21 protein-coding genes and 1 other annotated feature are annotated in these 19,418 nt (G+C 61.1%); of the genes, 4 read left to right on the top strand and 17 right to left on the bottom strand.

Features of this window, described 5'->3' with window-relative positions; translation table 11 throughout:
- Positions 1-3: 3 nt before the first annotated feature.
- The 15 genes from AB5Y72_RS07525 to AB5Y72_RS07455 form a co-directional block, all read right to left on the bottom strand.
- Positions 4-546, bottom strand: coding sequence for a chalcone isomerase family protein (locus tag AB5Y72_RS07525; protein WP_202211570.1), 543 nt, complete (start codon positions 544-546; stop codon positions 4-6).
- On the bottom strand, positions 503-721 hold the full coding sequence (locus AB5Y72_RS07520) for a TIGR02450 family Trp-rich protein (protein ID WP_042074816.1): 219 nt from the start codon (positions 719-721) through the stop codon (positions 503-505). The genes AB5Y72_RS07525 and AB5Y72_RS07520 overlap by 44 nt, the downstream gene beginning before the upstream one ends.
- Positions 718-1,197: a DUF2878 domain-containing protein gene (locus tag AB5Y72_RS07515; RefSeq protein ID WP_202211571.1), complete on the bottom strand. Its 480-nt coding sequence runs from the start codon at positions 1,195-1,197 to the stop codon at positions 718-720. Before AB5Y72_RS07515 ends, AB5Y72_RS07520 begins: the two co-directional genes overlap by 4 nt.
- 2 nt (positions 1,198-1,199) lie before the next feature.
- Entirely contained in the window at positions 1,200-2,456 is a 1,257-nt protein-coding gene (locus AB5Y72_RS07510; protein WP_202211572.1) for a cyclopropane-fatty-acyl-phospholipid synthase family protein, read from the bottom strand.
- A complete protein-coding gene (locus AB5Y72_RS07505; RefSeq protein ID WP_042074819.1) occupies positions 2,456-3,193 on the bottom strand; it encodes a DUF1365 domain-containing protein in 738 nt (245 codons plus the stop codon). The genes AB5Y72_RS07510 and AB5Y72_RS07505 overlap by 1 nt, the downstream gene beginning before the upstream one ends.
- Positions 3,190-4,449: an NAD(P)/FAD-dependent oxidoreductase gene (locus AB5Y72_RS07500; protein ID WP_270661272.1), complete on the bottom strand. Its 1,260-nt coding sequence runs from the start codon at positions 4,447-4,449 to the stop codon at positions 3,190-3,192. Before AB5Y72_RS07500 ends, AB5Y72_RS07505 begins: the two co-directional genes overlap by 4 nt.
- A complete protein-coding gene (locus AB5Y72_RS07495; RefSeq protein WP_368198806.1) occupies positions 4,446-5,180 on the bottom strand; it encodes an SDR family NAD(P)-dependent oxidoreductase in 735 nt (244 codons plus the stop codon). The genes AB5Y72_RS07500 and AB5Y72_RS07495 overlap by 4 nt, the downstream gene beginning before the upstream one ends.
- The gene (locus AB5Y72_RS07490) at positions 5,177-5,605 is read right to left on the bottom strand and encodes a nuclear transport factor 2 family protein (RefSeq protein ID WP_042074822.1); all 429 of its coding nucleotides are present in this window, start codon (positions 5,603-5,605) and stop codon (positions 5,177-5,179) included. The genes AB5Y72_RS07495 and AB5Y72_RS07490 overlap by 4 nt, the downstream gene beginning before the upstream one ends.
- Before the next feature lies 1 nt (position 5,606).
- Positions 5,607-7,028, bottom strand: a complete 1,422-nt coding sequence (gene phrB, locus AB5Y72_RS07485) for a deoxyribodipyrimidine photo-lyase (RefSeq protein ID WP_368198805.1) — start codon at positions 7,026-7,028, stop codon at positions 5,607-5,609.
- Entirely contained in the window at positions 7,025-7,906 is an 882-nt protein-coding gene (locus tag AB5Y72_RS07480; RefSeq protein ID WP_368198803.1) for a MerR family transcriptional regulator, read from the bottom strand. Before AB5Y72_RS07480 ends, phrB begins: the two co-directional genes overlap by 4 nt.
- A 63-nt stretch (positions 7,907-7,969) precedes the next feature.
- Complete coding sequence (locus tag AB5Y72_RS07475) at positions 7,970-8,914, bottom strand: DUF523 and DUF1722 domain-containing protein (protein WP_200164032.1); 945 nt, start codon at positions 8,912-8,914, stop codon at positions 7,970-7,972.
- Between the two features lie 172 nt (positions 8,915-9,086).
- Positions 9,087-9,716, bottom strand: coding sequence for an autotransporter (locus tag AB5Y72_RS07470; protein WP_042074829.1), 630 nt, complete (start codon positions 9,714-9,716; stop codon positions 9,087-9,089).
- 177 nt (positions 9,717-9,893) lie between these two features.
- Positions 9,894-10,448: a DUF3157 family protein gene (locus AB5Y72_RS07465; protein ID WP_368198802.1), complete on the bottom strand. Its 555-nt coding sequence runs from the start codon at positions 10,446-10,448 to the stop codon at positions 9,894-9,896.
- 95 nt (positions 10,449-10,543) lie between these two features.
- Entirely contained in the window at positions 10,544-11,407 is an 864-nt protein-coding gene (locus AB5Y72_RS07460) for a hypothetical protein (RefSeq protein ID WP_167335696.1), read from the bottom strand.
- Positions 11,408-11,524: 117 nt separating this feature from the next.
- On the bottom strand, positions 11,525-12,121 hold the full coding sequence (locus AB5Y72_RS07455) for an HAD family phosphatase (protein WP_202211578.1): 597 nt from the start codon (positions 12,119-12,121) through the stop codon (positions 11,525-11,527).
- Positions 12,122-12,283: 162 nt separating this feature from the next.
- Positions 12,284-12,417: a sequence feature (Phe leader region), on the top strand.
- 38 nt (positions 12,418-12,455) lie between these two features.
- Between AB5Y72_RS07455 and pheA the strand changes: the two genes are divergently transcribed.
- Entirely contained in the window at positions 12,456-13,631 is a 1,176-nt protein-coding gene (pheA, locus tag AB5Y72_RS07450) for a prephenate dehydratase (protein ID WP_042074838.1), read from the top strand.
- Positions 13,632-13,742: 111 nt separating this feature from the next.
- On the opposite strand, the gene AB5Y72_RS07445 is transcribed toward pheA, so the two are convergent.
- Together AB5Y72_RS07445 and AB5Y72_RS07440 are read right to left on the bottom strand one after the other, a co-directional pair.
- Positions 13,743-14,168: an LPP20 family lipoprotein gene (locus AB5Y72_RS07445; protein WP_042074840.1), complete on the bottom strand. Its 426-nt coding sequence runs from the start codon at positions 14,166-14,168 to the stop codon at positions 13,743-13,745.
- Between the two features lie 197 nt (positions 14,169-14,365).
- Complete coding sequence (locus AB5Y72_RS07440; RefSeq protein ID WP_042074841.1) at positions 14,366-14,986, bottom strand: FlgO family outer membrane protein; 621 nt, start codon at positions 14,984-14,986, stop codon at positions 14,366-14,368.
- Positions 14,987-15,251: 265 nt separating this feature from the next.
- Here AB5Y72_RS07440 and AB5Y72_RS07435 point away from each other — a divergent pair, with 265 nt between their 5' ends.
- From AB5Y72_RS07435 to AB5Y72_RS07425, 3 genes are all read left to right on the top strand, one after another.
- Positions 15,252-16,406, top strand: a complete 1,155-nt coding sequence (locus AB5Y72_RS07435) for a flagellar assembly protein FlgT (RefSeq protein WP_042074842.1) — start codon at positions 15,252-15,254, stop codon at positions 16,404-16,406.
- Between the two features lie 346 nt (positions 16,407-16,752).
- Positions 16,753-18,294, top strand: coding sequence for a tyrosine-type recombinase/integrase (locus AB5Y72_RS07430; RefSeq protein WP_109113081.1), 1,542 nt, complete (start codon positions 16,753-16,755; stop codon positions 18,292-18,294).
- Between the two features lie 226 nt (positions 18,295-18,520).
- Positions 18,521-18,973 carry an antitoxin Xre/MbcA/ParS toxin-binding domain-containing protein gene (locus AB5Y72_RS07425; protein WP_368198801.1) on the top strand — a complete coding sequence of 151 codons (453 nt, stop codon included), beginning with the start codon at positions 18,521-18,523 and terminating at the stop codon, positions 18,971-18,973.
- Positions 18,974-19,418 lie beyond the last annotated feature (445 nt).

Below are 19,418 nucleotides of genomic sequence, written 5' to 3'. Positions count from 1 at the left end.
CCATCAGGATTGGCCGCGCAGGCGGCGGGTAAGGGCGGGATCCCGGCTGTCGTCGGTCAGCCAGATGGCAAGAAATGCAGGGGCGAAGGCGGGATCATCGAGAGAGCCGAGCAGGCGATCACGCAACCAGAAGTGGCCCATGCCCTGCTCGTCCACATAGAAAACCAGTTTGTCACCGGGGGCCACATCCGGCCAGAGGGCGGCCAGTTTTGCCAGCCAGCGTTGGCGCTCACTCTCGCTGCCAAGGCCGAGCCGTTGCCACTCGGCGGCGGTCGCCTCCAGCAGATCCTGGCGTTCGATGGCCCTGGCATAGGTGAGGCTGAGGGCCTGGGGATAGCGCCCCGGCTGATAGCGGCCACTCTCGCTGTAGAGGGTGGCGTCATAGAGCTTGAGCCAGAGCCAGCGCATCTCCCCCTGCCCCACGGTGCGCAGTCCCTGCCAGGGTGTGGCTAAGGTCTGGGCGGTCACAGACAGCGGCAGGCTCAAGGCCGCCAGCAGCAGGCTAGTTCCACCCCATGTGCCAACGGGCGGGATCCTCCAGTTCATGCCAGTCCATCTCCTGTTCCTGCAGGGTATTGATATCCTGCATCACCACGCTCGCCAGGTGGCCCTGGGCGTCCCGCTGGCAGGCCACCACCAGATAGAAACGCTCGGCCAGCTCGCACTGGCCATCCCTGGTCCACTTGGAAAACAACAAGGCGTCGGTCGAAAAGGTGTTCATCTCGCATCACCCTCCAGCTTGACCGTTACCCACAGGAGTACGGGTAACCACCACATCCAGATCACCGCCAGCAGTGCCGTGCTGATCCAGATGCCCCAGGGTAAGTTTACTGCCCCCATGGCGGCCCCCGCCACATAGGAGCTGGCGCCCCCCAGCATGCCGAACAGCCCCTGCTGCCAGCGCGGCAGGGGCCGCAGCCAGCGCAGGCCGTGGGAGAGGGTCAGGGCAAAACCGCACCAGAGCAGCACCAGCCAGAGCGGAAAAACGGACGAAAAGTGAAACAGGCCGAGCCACCAGAGCAGGCCGTCGAGCAGGCAGCCAGCCAGGGCGACGGGAATGAGCCGCCAGTCCTGCCGGCGGCGGGGGGAGAAGAGAAAATGGAGCAGCAACAGCGCCAGCAGCGGGCCCGGTTGCTGCCATTTCACCGCCAGCACCCAGTAGAGGTTGAATCCCAGCAGGTGGGCCCACTGCCACATGGTCAGTGACCGCTTACCGGCAGGTCTCCCGCCCAGCCATGGGGGCCCGGCTTGGCCGCCTCCAGCTGCACCAGGCTGATGGCCCGCTCCCAGAAGCCCCCTTCGCAATAGGCGAAGTAGAAGTGCCACAGCCGGATGAAATCCTGGCTGTAGCCGAGCCTCGGCAGCTCGGGGGCCAACGCCAGGAAGCGCTCGCACCAGTGGGCCAGGGTACGGGCATAGTGATGGCCGTGATCGTGCAGCCGCACCAGCTGCATGTCGGTCTCCCGCGCCAGCAGCCCCGCCATCTGGGAGACGCAGGGCAGGCAGCCACCCGGGAAGATGTAGCGCTGGATGAAGTCCACCCCGCGCAGATACTGGGCGTGGCGCTGATCGGCGATGGTGATGGCCTGGATCAGCAGACGACCGCCGGGCTTGAGCAGGCGTGACAGCTGGCGGAAATAATCGGGCAGAAAGGCGTGCCCCACCGCCTCGATCATCTCGATGGAGACCAGCTTGTCGTAGGTGCCCTCCAGCTTGCGGTAATCCTCCAGCAGCAAGGTGATGCGATCCTCCAGCCCCTCCCGCTCGATCCACGCCTTGGCGTAGTCGTGCTGGGCCCGGGAGATGGTGGTGGTGGTGACCCGGCAGCCATGGTGACGGGCGGCATAGACGGCGAGGCCACCCCAGCCGGTGCCTATCTCCAGCAGATGATCGTCAGGCCCGAGCGCCAGCCGTTCGCAGATGGTGCGCAGCTTGGCCTGCTGCCCCTCCTCGAGACTGGCATCGGCACTCGGGTAGATGGCGCTCGAATACTGCATGTGGCTGTCGAGAAAGCCCTGATAGAGGGCGTTGCCGAGATCGTAGTGGGCGGCGATGTTGGATCTCGACCCGGTCAGGGTATTGCGATTGAGCCAGTGACGCACCTTGTTGAACGGGAAGCTGAGCCAGCCGAGGCGCCGCTCCAGGCTGTCGAGCAGCGCCAGGTTCCTGGCCAGCAACCGCACCAGGGCCACCGGATCCGGGCTGGTCCAGAGCCCTTCCACCCAGGTTTCCCCGGCGGCGATGCTGCCCCCCTGCAGCAGGCGGCGATAGAAGGCCGGATCCAGCACCACCAGCTCGGCGTGCAGGTCGCTGCCCGCGGCGCCGAAGCTGTGACGCTCGCCGCCATCGCGCAGCAGCAGCTGGCCATGTTCGAGGCGCCCCAGCAGCCTGAGCAGCAATTGCCTGGCCCCCTTGTCGATGAAAGAGGCAGAGAGGGTTGATTGAGCAAGTTCCATTAGCGGCTCTCCGGGTGGGTGAAGATGGGCGTTCGTTTGATAAAAAGGCGCAAGGCCTGCCAGTAGATCCCGAGCAGCACCCTCATGGTCATCCAGGGCCAGCGGGCCAGCAGCGCCGCCAGCCCCCTGCGCGACAGCGGTGCCCGGCGCAGGGCCAGGGTGGCGTCGAACAGCTTGGCCTCACCGGATACGGGATGGCTCTCGATGTGGATCAATGCCTCCTCCTTCGGCGGCCGGATGCGCCAGTGGTAGCGCATGGCCAGCCCCATGAAGGGGGAGACGTGAAAATCCTTGTCGTGGGGGGCGAGCGCCGCCAGATCCAGCAGGTAGTAGTGGCGCTGGTTCCAGGGGGTGTTCGACACCTCGGCCAGCAGGTAGCGGGCTTCCCCCTGCCGCTCGCAGAAGTAGAAGTTGACCGGGCTGAAGTAGAAGCCGAGGCAGCGCACGTTGCCGAGCAGCAGTACCCGCCCCCCGGGTTCGGCATCGCCACCCAGTTCGGCCACCTTGTCCCACACCGCCTGCTTGAGGGGCCCCTCGCTGCCTCTCAGGTAGTCGTCGCGGCGAAAGGCGAGCAGCCCCGCCCGCTCCACGGCGAACCAGCGCCCCTGCTCAAGCCCGGGCAGTTCGTCCAGATCCAGCCCCAGCATGAAGAGGCTGTAGGAGAAGGCGTGGGGACGCGGCGCGAAGCGGCGGTGGCGCACCGAGCCCTGCCAGATGGCGCTGATGGCGGCATTCACAGGCGGGCCCCGAAGCGGCTGGCCACGTCCAGGGCGCTGCGCACCCCGTCCTCGTGAAAGCCGTTGTACCAGTAGGCACCGCAGAAGTGGGTATGCTGCCGGCCGCAGATCTCGGCGCGTCGGCCCTGGGCGGCGATGGAGCCCTGATTGAATACGGGGTGGTGATAGACGAAGCGGCGCAGCACCTTGCGCTCATCCACCCGCCCCTCTGGATTGAGGCTGACGCAGAAGGGCTGCGGCGAGCTCAGCCCCTGCAGTATGTTCATGTTGTAAGTCACCAGGGGGCGCGCCCCGTCATCCTCGCCGAGCCGATAGTTCCAGCTGGCCCAGGCCTTGCGGCGCACGGGCAGGCAGCCCGCATCCGTGTGCAGCCAGACGTCGTTGGCCTGGTAGGGCATGGCGCCGAGGATGGCCCGCTCTCCTTCGCTCGCATCCGTCAGCAGGGCCAGCGCCTGATCGCTGTGGCAGGCGAGGATCACCTCGTCGAACCGCTCCTCGCCATAACTGCTCTGGAGCAGGACCCCGTCCGCCCCCCGGCGGATCCCCAGCACCGGGCAGGCGAGGCGGATCCGCGGCAGCCAGCCCGCCGTGAGCGGCCCTATGTATTCCCGCGAGCCGCCGGGAATGACGTACCACTGGGGCCGGTTGGCCACCTCCAGCAAGCCGTGGTTGGCGAAGAAGCGCAGGAAGAAGCCGAGGGGGAAGGCCCGCATGTCCGCCAGCGTCGATGACCAGATGGCCGCCCCCATGGGCAGGATGTAGTGGCGGGCGAAGTAGTCGCTGAAACCGCCCGCCTGCAGGAAGGCCCCCAGAGTCAGTCCGGGCTCCGCCTCCTGCTGCCGGTGCTGTGCAAGCCATGCCCGAGCCTCCCGGTTGAAGCGCAGGATCTCGGCGACGAAGCGGTAGAAGCGCGGGCTCAACAGGTTGCTGCGCTGGGCGAACAGGGTGTCGAGGTTGTGGCCGTTGTACTCCAGCCCCTCGGGGCTTCTGACCGAGAAGCTCATCTCGGCCGGTTGCCGCCCGACCCCGATCCGCTCAAGCAACTTCAGGAAGTGGGGGTAGGTGCGGTCATTGAAGACGATGAAACCGGTGTCGATGGCATGGCTGCGCCCGCCCAGCTCCACGTCGACGGTGGCGGTGTGGCCCCCCAGGGTCGGCGCCGCCTCGAACAGGGTAATGTCATGGAGTTTGTGGAGCAGGAAGCCGGCGGTGAGTCCCGAGATACCTGAGCCGACGATGGCGATCTTTTTCTTCATGAAGGGCGTCCTTTCGAAACGAGTGTGCGGCCGAGGCGCAGCCAGAGTCCCGTCGGCAGAGCCCCCAGCAGGCGCAGCAGCCAGGTGAAGCGGCGGGGGAAGTGGATCTGGTGGCGACCGGCGGCGAGTCCCGTCATGATGGCGCGGGCAGCCTGCTCCACCGTCACCAGGCAGGGCATGGGAAAATCATTCTTGTCGGTGAGCGGCGTCTGCACGAAGCCGGGGCGGATCAGGGTCACCCCTATCCTCTTGCCTGCCAGTTCGAGGCGCAGGGTATCGGCCAGGTAGTCGAGGGCCGCCTTGGAGGCGCCATAGGCCTCGGCCCTGGGCAGCGGCAGCCAGCTCACCGAGGAGCTGACTATGGCAAGGCGCGCCCCTGGCCCCAGCAGCGGCAAGAAGGCGGCCAGCGCATGACCCGTGGCGATGAGGTTGGTCTCGATGACCCGGGCAAAGAGGGTGCCGTCAAAGCCCTCTGTCAGGTCCATGTATTCGCAGTTGCCGGCGTTGAGGATCAGCAGATCCAGCGTGGGCAAACCGGCGGCGACCTCGGCCATGGCGGCGCTGTCCCGGGCATCGAACTCCAGGGGGATGATCCCCGCGTCCGCCAAAGCCTGCAGGCGCATCTCGTCCCGGCCGCAGCCCCACACCTGCCAGCCAGCGCGCCGGTAATCCAGCGCCAGCTGGCGGCCGATGCCGGAGGTGGCGCCGGTGATCAGCACCCGGCCGCTCATGCGCCTAGCCTCCCCTTGAGGGTGCGCACCACGGCGCCCAGCAGCGGCAGCTGCTCGTAGAGCATGGCCCCGAGATCGAAGTAGTCCCGGTGCAGGCACACCTTGCCTTCCTCGTCGAATGCGAGGCGGGTGGCCCCCTCCACCGTCACAGGTGCACCGCCGCGCAGCCTTGGGTGGGAGAAGGTCATGGTCCAGCCGAGCCAGGCCTGGCGTCCCTGCAGCAGCTGGCTGGTGATGTCGAAGCGGCAGTAAGCAAGGCGCCGATAGAGGACGGCAAAATAGTCGGTGAGCGCCGCCAGCCCCTCGATGCGGTGGGCCGGGTCGATGAAGATCACCTCTTTCCCATAGACCTCGGGCAGACGGTGCAGCTCTGCGCTGCTCAGCTGCTGATAGAGGGCGACAAAGCGGGCCAGCGACTCATCCATGTTATTTCTCCAGTTCGCGAAACATCTCGATGGCTTTCACCCGGGCAACGGCATGGTCCACCATGGGCGCCGGGTAATCCCGCCGCCCCTTGAGCCGCAACCAGTCGTGGGGCTCGTGCACATAGGCGGCAGGCAGATCGGCCAGCTCAGTGACCCAGATACGAATGAACTCCCCTTGCGGATCAAATCGTTGCCCCTGGGTGGTGGGGTTGAAGACCCTGAAATAGGGTGCCGCATCGGCTCCGGTGCCCGCTGCCCACTGCCAGCCGCCGTTGTTGGCCGCCAGATCCCCGTCGATGAGCCGGCTCATGAAGTAGTCCTCCCCGAGCCGCCAGTGGATGTGCAGATCCTTGGTGAGGAAGCTCGCCACTATCATCCGCAGCCGGTTGTGCATCCAGCCGGTGGCGTTGAGGCAGCGCATGGCCGCATCGACCACGGGGTAGCCGGTGCGCCCCTCGCACCAGGTGGCGAAGGCCTCCGGATCCCAGCTCCAGGGCAGGGCCGCCGTCTCTGGCTTGAAGGGGCGGTTCATGGAGAGGGTCGGGATCAGCACCAGCAGGTGGCGGTAGAACTCGCGCCAGATGAGCTCGTTGAGCCAGACGAAACCGGGCTGCGCCTTCGACTGGGGCCGGTAGCCGAGGCGCTGCTGCAGCGCCCCCACGCACTGGCGTGGGCTGATGATGCCCGCCGCCAGATAGGGGGAGAGCACGGACGTGCCGGCCTGCGCCGGAAAGTCCCGGGTCTCGCCGTAGTCCAGCACCGCCTGATCCAGAAAGGCGTGCAACCGGCGGCTCGCCTCGGCCTCCCCCACCGGCCAGCGGGCGTCCGCCGTCAGCTCCCCCAGCGCGGCATCGACAAATGGCCGCTCGGCCAGCGGTAACCAAGGGATAGGCGCACCGCGCGGCGCCGGGGCCCGGTGAATGACGAAGCCATCCTCCTCGAGGGCCTTGAGCCAGGCGCGGCTGAAGGGGGTGAACACCTTGAACATCTCCCCCGACCCGGTCAGCACCCGCCCAGGCGGCAGCACGCAGCAGCCGTTGAACCAGTGGCTGCCAATATCCTGCTCCGCCAGCGCGGCGGTGACCGCCTGGTCGCGGCGCAGCTCGTCTATCTCGATGGCCTGGTTGGCATAGAGCTCGCTCACCCCGAGCTCGCGGCTTAAGTCAGCCAGCACCGCCGGCACCTCGGCAAAGGTCTCGACCCGAAGCAGATGGAGCGGGATGCCGAGGGCCGCCAGCTCGCGGCCCAGCGCATCGAGCTGCGCCAGGATGAAGCGCTGGCGGACCGGGGCCAGCTTGTGCTGCCGCCACTGGGTCGGCGAGAGGATGAAGAGCGCCGCGACCGGCTCTTCCCCGGCGCAGGCGTGCCGCAGGGCCGGGTTGTCGGCCAGGCGCAGATCGTTTCGAAACCAGACCAGCCTCATGATGGTTTTCTCCCGCCCTTGCCCCTTGTCTTGGTGGTGCGATGAGTCGCACTGACCTCTGCCAGGGTGGCGTGCCAGTCCCGGGCTTGCCGCCACTCCTCGTCGTAGAGGCGTCCCAGCTCGCCAAAGAAGCGGGTGCCTGCAGGCCACTCGGCGGCCAGATCCTGCTTGCCGAGCCCGGCTCCCAGCAGTATCAGCCAGGGGGGAGTGGCGCGTCCCTCCAGCAGGGAGGCATGGCGCGGCTCCACCGCCCCCAGCAGTTGCACCTCATAACCCTGACCGATGAGCTCATAAGCGGCCCAGACCAGATCGAGGGGTCCCACCTGCCCCCAGCTTGCCAGGGTGACGGGGATGCCCTTCTCCTGCTCGATGAGGTGGCGGGCGAAGCGGGTATGCAGCCAGCCGAGCCACACCTGGTGCAGCAGCTCACCATCCGGTCGCTCGTGCCAGAGCCCCAGCAGCCGCTCCACCAGGGGCTGCAGCACCCGGCTGCGCACCAGCTCGAACGGATAGCTCGCCAACAGCTCGCCGAGCAGGGCCTCCGCCCTGCGCTGGTTCAAGGCGAGCAGCGCCTGACTGAACTGCTCCAGGGTCTGCTGCCAGTGATCGCTCACCGGCGCGATCTGGGGTTCGCTCAGGAGCCCCTTGACCTGGCCTATGCTCACTCCCCGTTCCAGCCAGCTCAGGATCTCGCCGATCTGGCGGATGTCCTGCTCGCTGTAGAGGCGGTGCCCCTTCTCGGTACGGGCCGGCTGCACCAGCCCGTAGCGGCGCTGCCAGGCGCGCAGGGTGACGGCGTTGACCCCGGTGAGGCGGGAGACCTCGCGGATGGGGTAGATCCCCTCCTCCGGCGAAGGGGCATGGGGTAAATCAGACATAACGACTTCCATCAAGGGTTGGGGGAGAGACCCCGGCTATCCGCCGGGGCCTGCACAGGGTGTTCAGAGCCCGTAACGCAGTTTCAGCGTATCGGGATGGGGATTGAGATAGACCTGATCCGAGAGATAGGGGTTGGGGTGCTCGCGCAGGTAGTGGCGGATCAGGGTGAGCGGCACCAGCAGCGGGAAGACGCCGGTACGGTACTTGTCGATGGCCTCGCACAGCTCCTGTTTCTGGGCCGGGGTCAGCATCCGCTTGAAGTAACCCTGCAGGTGCATCAGCACATTGGTGTGGCTGCGGCGGTTGGCGCGGATCGTCAGCGCCGCCATCAGCCCCTGGATGTAGCTGTCGGCCACCTCCTGCAGGTTGGCCTTGCCGAGGTTGCCGAGCAGCCGACCCAGGGCGCGGTAGTGGCTGGTGGCATGGGAGAGCACCAGGTACTTGTAGCGCGAATGGAAGCGGATGAGGGCGGAGGCGGTGATCCCCCGAGCGCAGAGCTGCTGCCAGTCGTGATAGGCGAAGACCCTCAGCACGAAGTTCTCCCGCAATATGGGGTCGCACAGTCGGCCATCCTCCTCCACCGGCAGCAGGGGGTTGGCTTCCATCAGCGCCCTGGCGAACAGGCCGACCCCCTCCTTGGCGCTGCCCTCGTTGTTGGCGCCATAGATGCGCACCCGCTCCATGCCGCAGCTGGGGGACTTGGCACAGAGGATATAACCGGAGATGAAGTCGAGCTGGCGCGCCTTCTGCTCACTAAAAGCGATGAGCTTGTCGGTGACGTCGAAGCTGCCGTTGCTCGCCTCGGCGCGGATCTCGCCGTGGCGCTTCACCAGCCGGATGGCGGCACGGGGGGCGCCGAGGCCGATGGCCATCTCCGGGCAGACGGGGTGATAGTCGAAATGGGCGCCGAGATCCCGCTCGCAGAAGCTGGAGCGCTTGTGTCCACCGTCGAAGCGAACCTCCTGTCCGAGCAGACAGGCGCTGATACCGACCTTTATCTTGTACATGGAAACACCCCTTGTATAAGTATTGAATCCGTTATAGCAGTTATACAAGAAAATGGAAGTTGTATAACTATGCGGACTGATACGACAGGAGAGCGACGACAGGATCAACCACAGACAAAAAAACCCATGACCGGGGTCATGGGTAAAAAGGAAGACACTACAGGCAGGAAGATCAGAAGCTGTATTTCACGCCCAGGCTGGAGATGGAGCCTTTTTGCAGATCCCAGTTGCGATAGGTGTAGTCGGCGGTGAGGGCCAGGTTCTGGGTCAGCTTGTAGGCCGCCCCCGCCTTGAAGTCGTGCATGTCGTCGGTCATGTTGGCGTAGCGGTAACCGGTGGAGAGCTCGACGGCGCCGATGTCGTAGCGCAGGCCCACTTCCCCGTACAGGCTGCCGCTCTGCTTGCGGGTGATGTCGTCCCAGCCGCTGTCATTCACGTTGGAGGCGAGCTCGCGCTCCAGGCTGTAGCCCATCAGACCGGTTTCGCCGTACAGGTTCAGGCCGGTGCTGAGGGGAGTGAAGACCCCCACCCCCAGGCTGGAGATGGCCATGCTGTCGTTGCCGCTGCTGCGGGAGGTGTATTCGGTACCGACCCGACCGTAGACGTTGCTGCCAAAGCTCTTGGAGAGATCCAGGCTCAGACCGCCGAAATCGCGGTTGTCGCTGTCCTTGCCACCGATGTAGTCCGACTTGGTGTGTGCCCAGGTGGCAGAGCCCTTGGCGTAGCTGAAGGCATCCTGTGCCAGGACGGAGGTGGAAGAGAGACCGGCCAGAACCAGAACAGACAGTGCGATCTTTTGCATTTTGTTGACTCCATGGGTTGAGTGAGGGGACCTCACTGGAATGGAGTCATTGTGACGGGCAAACGGGGAGGCGCCGAGCGGCAAGCTGTTGCCAAACCATGGCAGATGTAAGCGGATATTGCTGGCGGTTACCGGTGCAACACTCTGCGGGGGAGCGAGGGCTCCCCCGCCGTCATCCTAGCGGAACTCCACCTCGTCGATCTGCACCCGCACCAGCGGCTTGCCGGTCAGACTGGCCGGTCGAGCCAGCTCGATGGCCCGGGACGCTCTCTCCTCCCCCTTGCGCAAATAGGACTCGGGCAAGCGGTTCTCCCCGACCCAGAAACGCACGGGCTGGCTCGAGAGCTGCACGCCCTCGGCGCTGAACAGGGTCAGGCTGCCGTTCACCCGCACCACGTTGCGGCTGCCGGTGTTGCTCACCAGGAACTGCAGGCTCAGGGGATCCTCGCCCGTTACCTGGTCCAGCTTCACCGTGATGCCGTCCCGGGTCGCCTGGGAGAGCAGATCGGGATGGGCCAGGGCCTGCTCGGTCAGCACCGGGGCCGCCACGCTTGCCGTCACCGTCTTGCCGGGGCTCGCCTCGGCGGGCTTGACCAGCAGGTATTCCCAGGTGAAGTCATCGTTGAGCTGTACCTGGCGGCCGTCGGGCAGGGTGATCTGGTGCAGGGGGGCGGCCTCGGCCAGCAGAGGGAAGAGGCAGAGGGCAACCAGCAGTCGGGAGAGGGGCTTCATGGGCAAAGACTCGGTAAGGGACGGAGAAGCAGCAGTATAAAGAGTCGGGCCCCCCTTGCCTATGACCCGACTCACGTTGCGACCCCGGCGCGGGATCAGATGACCAGGGACTGGGGATCCTCCCCCGCAGCCATATCCAGGGTCACCAGATCGAACTGGGCGCTCTTGAGCGCCTTCTGGATGCTCGGCTGCATGTCGAACACCAGGGCCCGCATGCGCTGGGGAACCTGGATCCTCGCCAGGGTGGTGACCCTGTCCGCCAGGGTATGGAAGAAGACCTGGGCACCATCCAGCCCCATGTCGAACAGCATCTGCTCGGCCATGTCGACCATGCGCAGATTGCGCCGATCCAGAGACTCGATGTCGGAGAAGCGCCGGCTCAGGCAGGCCTCCCCTCCCTTGCCCCAGAGATCCAGCTGCCGCTTGTGGAAACCGTAGCGAAAGTCCCGCTGGGTCATGCCCTGCTCGGCAAACAGCCAGAGGGTGTTGGCTGGCAGGCTGTGAAACCGGCGCAGATACTCCCGCATCTCCTCGACGGAGGCCGACATCAGCAGCGGCGGACCGTCGTCATGCTCGAGCTGCCGGCACAGATAGCGCACCGGATCCGTCACCTCGTCGAGGTGGCCGAGGTGCACGCTGAAGATCATCTCGTCCGTCTTGAGCACCTGGTGGGGGATGCCGTAGTGCCGGCAATAGCGCCTGGCCCTGGCCACCGACTGACGGCTGAGGGTGGGGTTGTCCAGGGTGATGGCGCGAAAGCGGACCCCGCTGGCCCGGCAAAGATCCATGCTGTAGCAGGATTCCAGTCGACCGGAGAAGGAGACAAGCAGTTCGCCGTAACCGGCCAGGGTATTGATGAGCCTCTGTTCCCTGGCTTGGAAGGTCTGATCGTATCCCCGATTCAGCGCGACTACATTGGCATCCATAACAACAACTCCGGATGATGAATTGGATACCATTTTGCGCGTACCAAGCTGAATATACCCTTAAATGACATGGTTAAATCTGAACGTTATTTGCTCTATGGCAACGCTTGACTCGCTTTCTTCGCCACCCATCCTGGGTTCTCCACCCCCTCAGGCGGGCAACAGGCCCTGCTCCACCAGGTGCTGGCGGCACCGGGGCGCATCGGTGAAGACCAGCCCCCGCAGGCCGAGCGCCTCGGCCGCCGCCACGTTGGCCTGGCTGTCGTCGATAAAGAGGCACTCCTCGGCCTGCAAGTCAAACGACACCAGCAGGTAGCGGTAGATGTCGGGCTCCGGCTTCATCATCCGCACCCGGGCCGACACCACCTTGCCGCTGAAGAAGCGCCAGAAATCCTGCCGCTCCAGCCAGTCGATGCTGGCGTGGCCCATGTTGGAGAGGGCGTAGAGGGCGTGGCCGGCGCCATGAAGCTCCTCGATGAGGGCCACCATGGCGGGATCCGGCAGCAGGGAGGCGGGAACCGCCTGCAGGATGGCGAGGTTGTCCGCCGCGCTCAGGCCGGTGCGCGCCTGCGCCTGGCGGGCCATGGTGTGAAGGGAGAGGGTGCCCCTGTCCACCTCCAGCCAGTCCGGGTGATTGAACAGCCGCTCCGCCAGCTCCGCCGCCCCCTGGGGTCCTCGCACCGCACTCACTATGCCGACCGGATCCCAGCTCACCACCACCCGACCCAGATCGAAGATAATCGCCATCGCCTCGCCTCCTCTTTTCGTTGTCACAGATCGGGCCAAAACGGCGCTCACTCCCCCTGGCAGCCCGAGCCACTACCCTGCCCCGTTCAACGCCCCCGGGCAAGTTTTACTTGCATCGCACCGCCAAATCCCTTAATGGTTATGGCGTTACATTCAGGACACGCCCATGCACACAGCATTCTTCTTTGTTTTCTCGTTTACCCGGCCCACATGAGGGAAGGCCCGTCGTCACGTGAACCATTCGCGTAAACAGAAACCAAAGACGAATCGAGCCTCCCCAGCGGAGGCTTTTTTTTGCACCAACCACCACAGAAGATTTGGATAGGGAACCACCATGGCTACGCTCGACGAGATCAGACACGACATCACCCAGTTGGATCAGGAGCTGCTCGCCCTGCTGGCCAAGCGCAAGACCCTCAGCATCGAGGTTGCCCGCGCCAAGCAGGCCAACCCCCGTCCCATCCGTGACCACCAGCGCGAGCAGGATCTGCTGGTCGCCCTGATCCAGAAGGGGCGCGCGCTCGGGCTGGACGCCCAGTACATCACCCGCATCTATCACACCATCATCGAGGACTCCGTGCTCTCCCAGCAGGCCTACCTGCAGAGCCTGCTGAACCCCCAGCAGCAGGAGCCCATGACCAGCGTCGCCTACCTGGGCCCGCGCGGCTCTTACTCCAGCCTGGCGGCCCGCAAATACCTGGCCCGCTACAAGGATCAGGTGATCGAGGTGAACTGCCAGAACTTCCGCGAGGTGCTGGACACCGTGGAGTCGGGCCGCGCCGCCTTCGGGGTGCTGCCCATCGAGAACACCAGCTCGGGCTCCATCAACGAGGTGTATGACGTGATGCAGCACACCACCCTCTCCATCGTCGGCGAGCTCACCTACCCCATAGAGCACTGCATCCTCACCGCCGTGCCCACCGAGCTCTCTCGCATCAAGACCTTCTACGCCCACCCCCAGGTGTTCCAGCAGTGCTCCCACTATCTGAGCAAGCTGGAAGGGGCGCGCCACGAGATCTGCGACTCCTCCTCCAGCGCCATGATGAAGGTGAAGGAGCTGGCGAGCCCGGAGGCGGCGGCCATCGGCAGCGCCGCCGGCGGCGAGCTCTATGGCCTGGACGTGCTGGCCGAGCAGCTCGCGAACCAGAAGGAGAACTACAGCCGCTTCATAGTAGTGGCGCGCAAGCCCATCGACGTGGCGCCCCAGATCCCGGCCAAGACCACCCTCATCATGTCCACCTCCCAGAAGCCGGGCTCTCTGGTGGAGGCGCTGCTGGTGCTGCGCAGCCACGAGATCAACATGACCAAGCTCGAATCCCGTCCGGTGCAGGGCAACCCCTGGGAAGAGATGTTCTACCTGGACGTCTCCGCCAACCTGCAGACCCCGGCCATGCAGGCCGCCCTGCTGGAGCTGACCAAGATCACCCGCTACATCAAGGTGCTGGGCTGCTACCCGAGCGAAGACGTCAAGCCGACCGCAGTGCCGCCGGTACTGATGGGCAACCAGTGAGCCCTGGGGCTGCCGCCCCGAGACCAGCAAGATAAGCAGAAGGCGAACCCTGGGGTTCGCCTTCTGTGTCTGTGCCTGGCGCCGCTTGTGCCCGCCTGACTGTCAGGCGCCTCAGAACTGACCCGCCATCAGCTGGTTCAGGTGGTAGAGGTTGCGGGTATCGAGCTCCAGCTCGGTGGCATAGGTGTTGCCACGGGGATAGGTCGCCACTACACGGGCACCGCGCACCATGCCGGCCACCGACACGTCCAGGGAGTTGGAGGTCTGGGTCAGGTCCTTGTAGCTGCTCTGGCCGCGCACCTGCTGGCCGTTGAGCTGCTCGGCCAGCTCCCGGTAGGCATCCATCTTGGAGGCCCGGATCGCCTGCAGCATCTTCTCGGACTGGGAGGGACCGGGCTGGATGTCGATCACCGCATAGCCCACCGCCTTGAGTACCGGGAAATCATCCGGCTTCTCGCCCACGTCGTAGTTCACCACCCGGTTGCCGCTGCACGCCGTCAGCAATATTGCCATCAGGCAACCCAACAAGATTTTCATCGCAGTTTCCCCGTCTCGCAGTTCACCACACCAGATTTTCCGCTGCACGCCGTCAGCAACATTGCCATCAGGCAACCCAACAAGATTTTCATCGCAGTTTCCCCGTCTCGCAGTTCACCACACCAGATTTTCCGCTGCACGCCGTCAGCAACATGGCCATCAGGCAACCCAACAAGATGTTCATCGCCGTTTACTCCTCAGGGGGTCAGGTTGACCAGATGGCCGGACGGGCTCTGGCCGCCCCGCATCAGGTAACCGCGGTTGATGGAGGCCCGGCCAAAGGAGTTGCTGGCGCCGGACAGATACTGTTTCGGGATCAGGCTCTGGGCCGTGGTCTCCACCATCTTGGTCCGCAGATCGATGATGCGGGCGTTGACCAGGATCCCCTGCTGGTTGCGGCTGAAGGTGCCGGTCAGGATGCGGGAGATGGGCAGACGGGACGAGAGATCCTTGTAGTTGCGGCTCATCACGAAGTCCCCCTGCGGGGTCACCTGGATGCTGCCCGTGGTCTTGAAGTCCACCACCACCTCGCCGCGCCGGTTCAACTCGTAGATGAAGCTCTCTTCGATCTGCTGCCCCATCCAGTTGGTGTCCTTCAGGGTGTCGAGATCGACGAAGGACGCGACCGCGATGGGCTCGCTCAGGGTGGTGAGGGACTTGCGCTCCATCAGCTGATCCGTCATGCGCGCCACCAGCCAGTTCAGCTCCATCCCCTTCGCCGCCTGGCGAGGATCCCCCTGATCCCGGTTGATGGGGTCGGTCGACCCGCAACCGGCCAATGCCAGCGCCACCGCCAGCACCGTGATAACTCTCTTCATGGATACTTTTCCTGCATCTGCACCTGACCTGTTATCGGTCGCAAACGCCAACACTTGAGCCGGGAATGCACCCAGGATCCCCCGACGATCCGCACAGGGGCCGGCCGCGCCGGACGGCACCAGCCGGCGCAACGAGGATCCCCGGCCCCGGGGACAAGGCATGGATCTTGCTTTTATTTGGCTGCCCGGTGTGGATCGGGTCAGTGTCCAGGCCCCTGGCCCGCCTTGCCGGCGGCCACGGGGTCACCCATTCAAGGTGTCCGTCATGAAAGTTTCGCTGCTGTTAACCCTGCTGCTGGCCAGCCTGTCGGCCCGGGCCGAGCTCATCGAGGCCCAAGGCAGTGCCGCCATCCTGGGGGGTGACGAGGTCTATGCCCGCGAGCAGGCAACCCGGGATGCGCTGCGCCAGGCCCTGCTGGCCAGCGGGGCGTCCGTCTCCAGCATCCAGCGCCTGGAAAATGGCAGCCTGCGCTCGGAGCAGATCCAGATCCGTTCCGGCGGCGACATCCGCCAGTACCGCCTCAAGCGCGAAGAGGTGCGCAACGGCCGCATGTACATCACGCTGGTGGCCGACATCCAGGCCGAGCGCCAGATCTGCCAGACCCAACACTACGCCAAGGATTTGACGCTGGTACGCCTGCGCATGCGCTACCCGGATCAGGCGAGCACCGGCGCCCTGGACGACATGCCCGCCGATCTCTCCCGCCGCCTGTTCGAGACCCTGGCGGCAGCCCCCCAGGGGGTGGTCGCCCGCCAGTGGCTGGACGAGAACCTGCGCATCGATCCGCTCCACCTGCAGCAGGGGGATCGCAGCGCCCTCGAGGAGATCAAGGCCCTGAGCCTGCGCACCGACAGCCAGTACTTGGTGCTCGGCAGCATCGACGATCTCTCCCTCGAGCCTCAGGGCAACGCCCTGACCAGCTGGTATGAGGATCCCGTGCGCAATTTCCGTATGCAGCTCTACCTGTTTGACGGCATCAACGGCACCCTGCTCGGTCGCAAGGAGTACCAGGGGCGTGCCAACTGGACCTTCTCCAAGCGGGAACAGGTCGGCAGCAGCGGCGGCCGGTTCTGGCAGTCGAGTTATGGCCAGGAGGTGGGCTACCAGTTGAAGGAGGCGGCCCAGGACATCGTCGCCGAGCTTGCCTGCGCACCCGTCACCGCCCGGATCGTGGCCCAGCACGAGCGCGGTCCCCACATCAATCTGGGCCGTCGCAACGGCGTCAAGCTCGGGGATCAGTTCCGCGTTCAGCACAGCGCCGACTTCGTCGACCCCTACGGCAAGTCCAGGGTGATGCGCAATCCCGCCGACGGCCTGTTCGAGGTGGTGCAGGTGTTCGAGGACGGCGCCGTCATCAGCAGTCAGAACAAATATTCGCCATTCAATGTCCAAATCGGTGATTTGGCCGTATTGGAATAGGAATCAAGGGTTTAAAAGCACAATGCTTCTTGTATAATGCCCGCCACAAGGTTCCCGTAGCTCAGCAGGATAGAGCGGTCCCCTCCTAAGGGATGTTTATTGCTTAAAAATCTATCCAAACAGGCTGTTATAAGATTTTTTAAATATTAGGAATTATAAATATTTCCTTTAAAAACATAGCCTTATAGCTCAAAAAGCATTCATAAACAACCGAGCTGCTTGTTTTTTGATCTGCTCAATCGATGCCTGTTTTGCGCTATTTAAGAGCTATTCACGCCATTCAACTCTACTTTTGCGCTATTTTGCCGCTATAATGTCTCAATAGAACATTTTTCGGTGGTACCTAATGGCTCCCAAAAATCCGGCTACATCCATACGCAAAGAAGAGTTCGATCTTAAGACGCTGCTCCAGGGTCACCCTGCGGCCATAATTAAAGGGAAATTCTCATTTACCTTTAAAGACCAGTACATAGATAGTCTTCCATTTATTAATGATAAAAATAAATGTGTTGAATTAACGCACTATAGTTCTGACGATGAAAAATATAATGAAAAGAACAAACCAAGATTAAAACTAAGAATCGGAAACAGTGTTAAGACATTCTATATTGTTTACGATAAAAATCGGAGGCAGAAAATTGGCAATTGGATGCCTCGCACTAAAAGTGGACATTACCAAAAAGGTTTTTTTAGCGTTACACAGGCTAAGGAAGAGTTTAAGAGATTAGTTAGTGATGCTGAAAAGATTAATCCAGAAAAGTGGAAATATCAGTCTTTTACATTGAGAACTTATCTTTTAGAGCATTATAAAAACGACCGTGAAAATAAATCAAACAAGAGGAATTCATTAAGCCCTGTTACCGACAAAACAATAAGGGAAATCTCATCTGCCTTTGAACCATGGTTAGACCTAAAGCTATCTGAATTTAATGAAGATCATCCAGTAATATTCAAAAAGTATTGGCAGAACAAAGAAACGCCAATAACATCAGAAACAATGAGGAAATACTATTCCTTATTAAATAGCTTGTTTAATATGTGTGTTACGTGCACCTATTTACCAAAGAATAAAATTGATAGGCATATTTTTCTGTTCCCCAGAAACCCTAAGAGGCCTGTCACAACATATACTGACCCCACAAATGAAGTCGTGGAATTTATTTTTAATGAAGACACTCCAGGTGGTGGGGATTCCAAGATCATAGTTGCAACCATGTTCCTATGCGGGGCAAGAAACTCTGAAATATATAGAAACACAAGCAACAACTTTAATATTAATGATAGAACCATACGTATTCCTGAGCACATTAGTAAAAACAAGGCTGCACGCATTGTTGCTATTGAGTCAGACTCATACTGGAATTATGTAGCGAAATACAAAACTCTAAAAAGCTTGAGTGATAGAGAGGGTGAGTTAATGTTTCCTTGTTGTCGCGAAGCAAAGGCCCCCCATGTAACTTCGAGCCTTTATCAGAAAACTTGGCAGGCAGTTAAAAAAGAGTTTAATTTTCCTAAGATAGGCCGATTATATGATGCCAGACATACTTTTGCCAAAAAAGCACTAGAAAGCGGAGTGCCTATTCAAGATTTATCCAAGATCACTGGACACAGCCTCCAAACGCTGATGGATTACTATATTGACAACAACATCAGCAAGGCTACAAGAGAAAAGTTAAGGGATGCAACAAATTCTAATGCAGCTATAAAGGTGCAACAGGAAACAAATTTCCCTCCATCTGTTAATAGCCTATATGAAAGCTATATTAGGAGATGTATAAAGAAGAATATAAAAGATGAACTCTCTACGTTCGTACAAGAAATGAAAGATTTGGGTGACCAAAACCAACTAAATGCAGAGCAAATTTTTTGGCTTAAAGAAATGCTGTAGCGTGAATATAAAGCTATTATTTTCTTGAAATGGATTTGCTGAATGAGGCCATATTTCAGGTATAGGCCATGAACATGATTCAGTTCGCTCATTCGCTAATGGAGGGGGCGAGTGCCCTCCATATCAGCAACATCAACAATTATAACCAGTGAGGTAACTGTCAGAAAATCTGAACATGGAGTACGATGATGAGAACAAATCATTGTCAATATGGGAACAATAAAATATGTCACTTTCAGTTTATCAACCCAGTACGCTGACTAGTTCAGCCCCCACCCTTATGACGACTCTCAACATCCCTCAAGATCCACTGAGTGCACATCTCTGGTTCATAGCTGGCGTAGCTCCTGGCATCATTCATCGACTAGCTGAATTGATGAACACAGACTCAGGTTTGATATGCCGCTTAGCAGGCATTAGCCTGAGCACTGTTGCTCGCAAGCTGAGGATTGAGGCTCCCCTATCAATCTCGCAGGGTGCCAGGGTATACGGCGTTGTACAGGCACTCGATGCGGCACTATCCCTCAACAAGAACGATACTGCCAAGGCGTTGTCATGGCTAAACAGACCAGCCTGGGGCCTCGGTGGCGTAGCTCCAGCCGAGCTATTGAAGACACCGATGGGGGTTCAGGCCGTTGTCGATCTGGTGGGACGGATTAGGCATGGGATTTGCGTATAAGCAATAAATCGGGGGGCGGTGAGAATAAAACCATCCAGATTGGCCAAATTTCCACCAAACAGAATTATTTTCAAACTTTTTCACATCCCCCCACTTGAAAAATTCGGAAAACTGTCCATTTACTAATTATGAGAGCTATAAATTAATTTTTTCCATTTCAACATTCCGCTGCTGCGCAGCGAAGAGAAACCAGTTTTATTACCCCCTATAAGCTATTTTATTAAATAAATTAAATTTAAAGAGCACTGATAAATTAAAGTTCCTTAACTTGGCTTAAGACATCAATGCTCCATCACTCAGTAATAAATTATATTCATATAAACAGAAAACAGAAAACAGAAAGCAGAAAACAGAAAGCAGAAAGCAGAAAGCAGAAAGCAGAAAGCAGAAAGCAGAAAGCAGAAAGCAGAAAGCAGAAAGCAGAAAGCAGAAAGCAGAAAGCAGA

Origin of the sequence: Aeromonas sp. R7-4 (assembly GCF_040908055.1) — a bacterium.
In the GTDB taxonomy this organism is placed as follows: domain Bacteria; phylum Pseudomonadota; class Gammaproteobacteria; order Enterobacterales; family Aeromonadaceae; genus Aeromonas; species Aeromonas sanarellii.
Note: the sequence above shows the minus strand (reverse complement) of the source record. Positions and strands in the feature narration are given on the sequence as shown.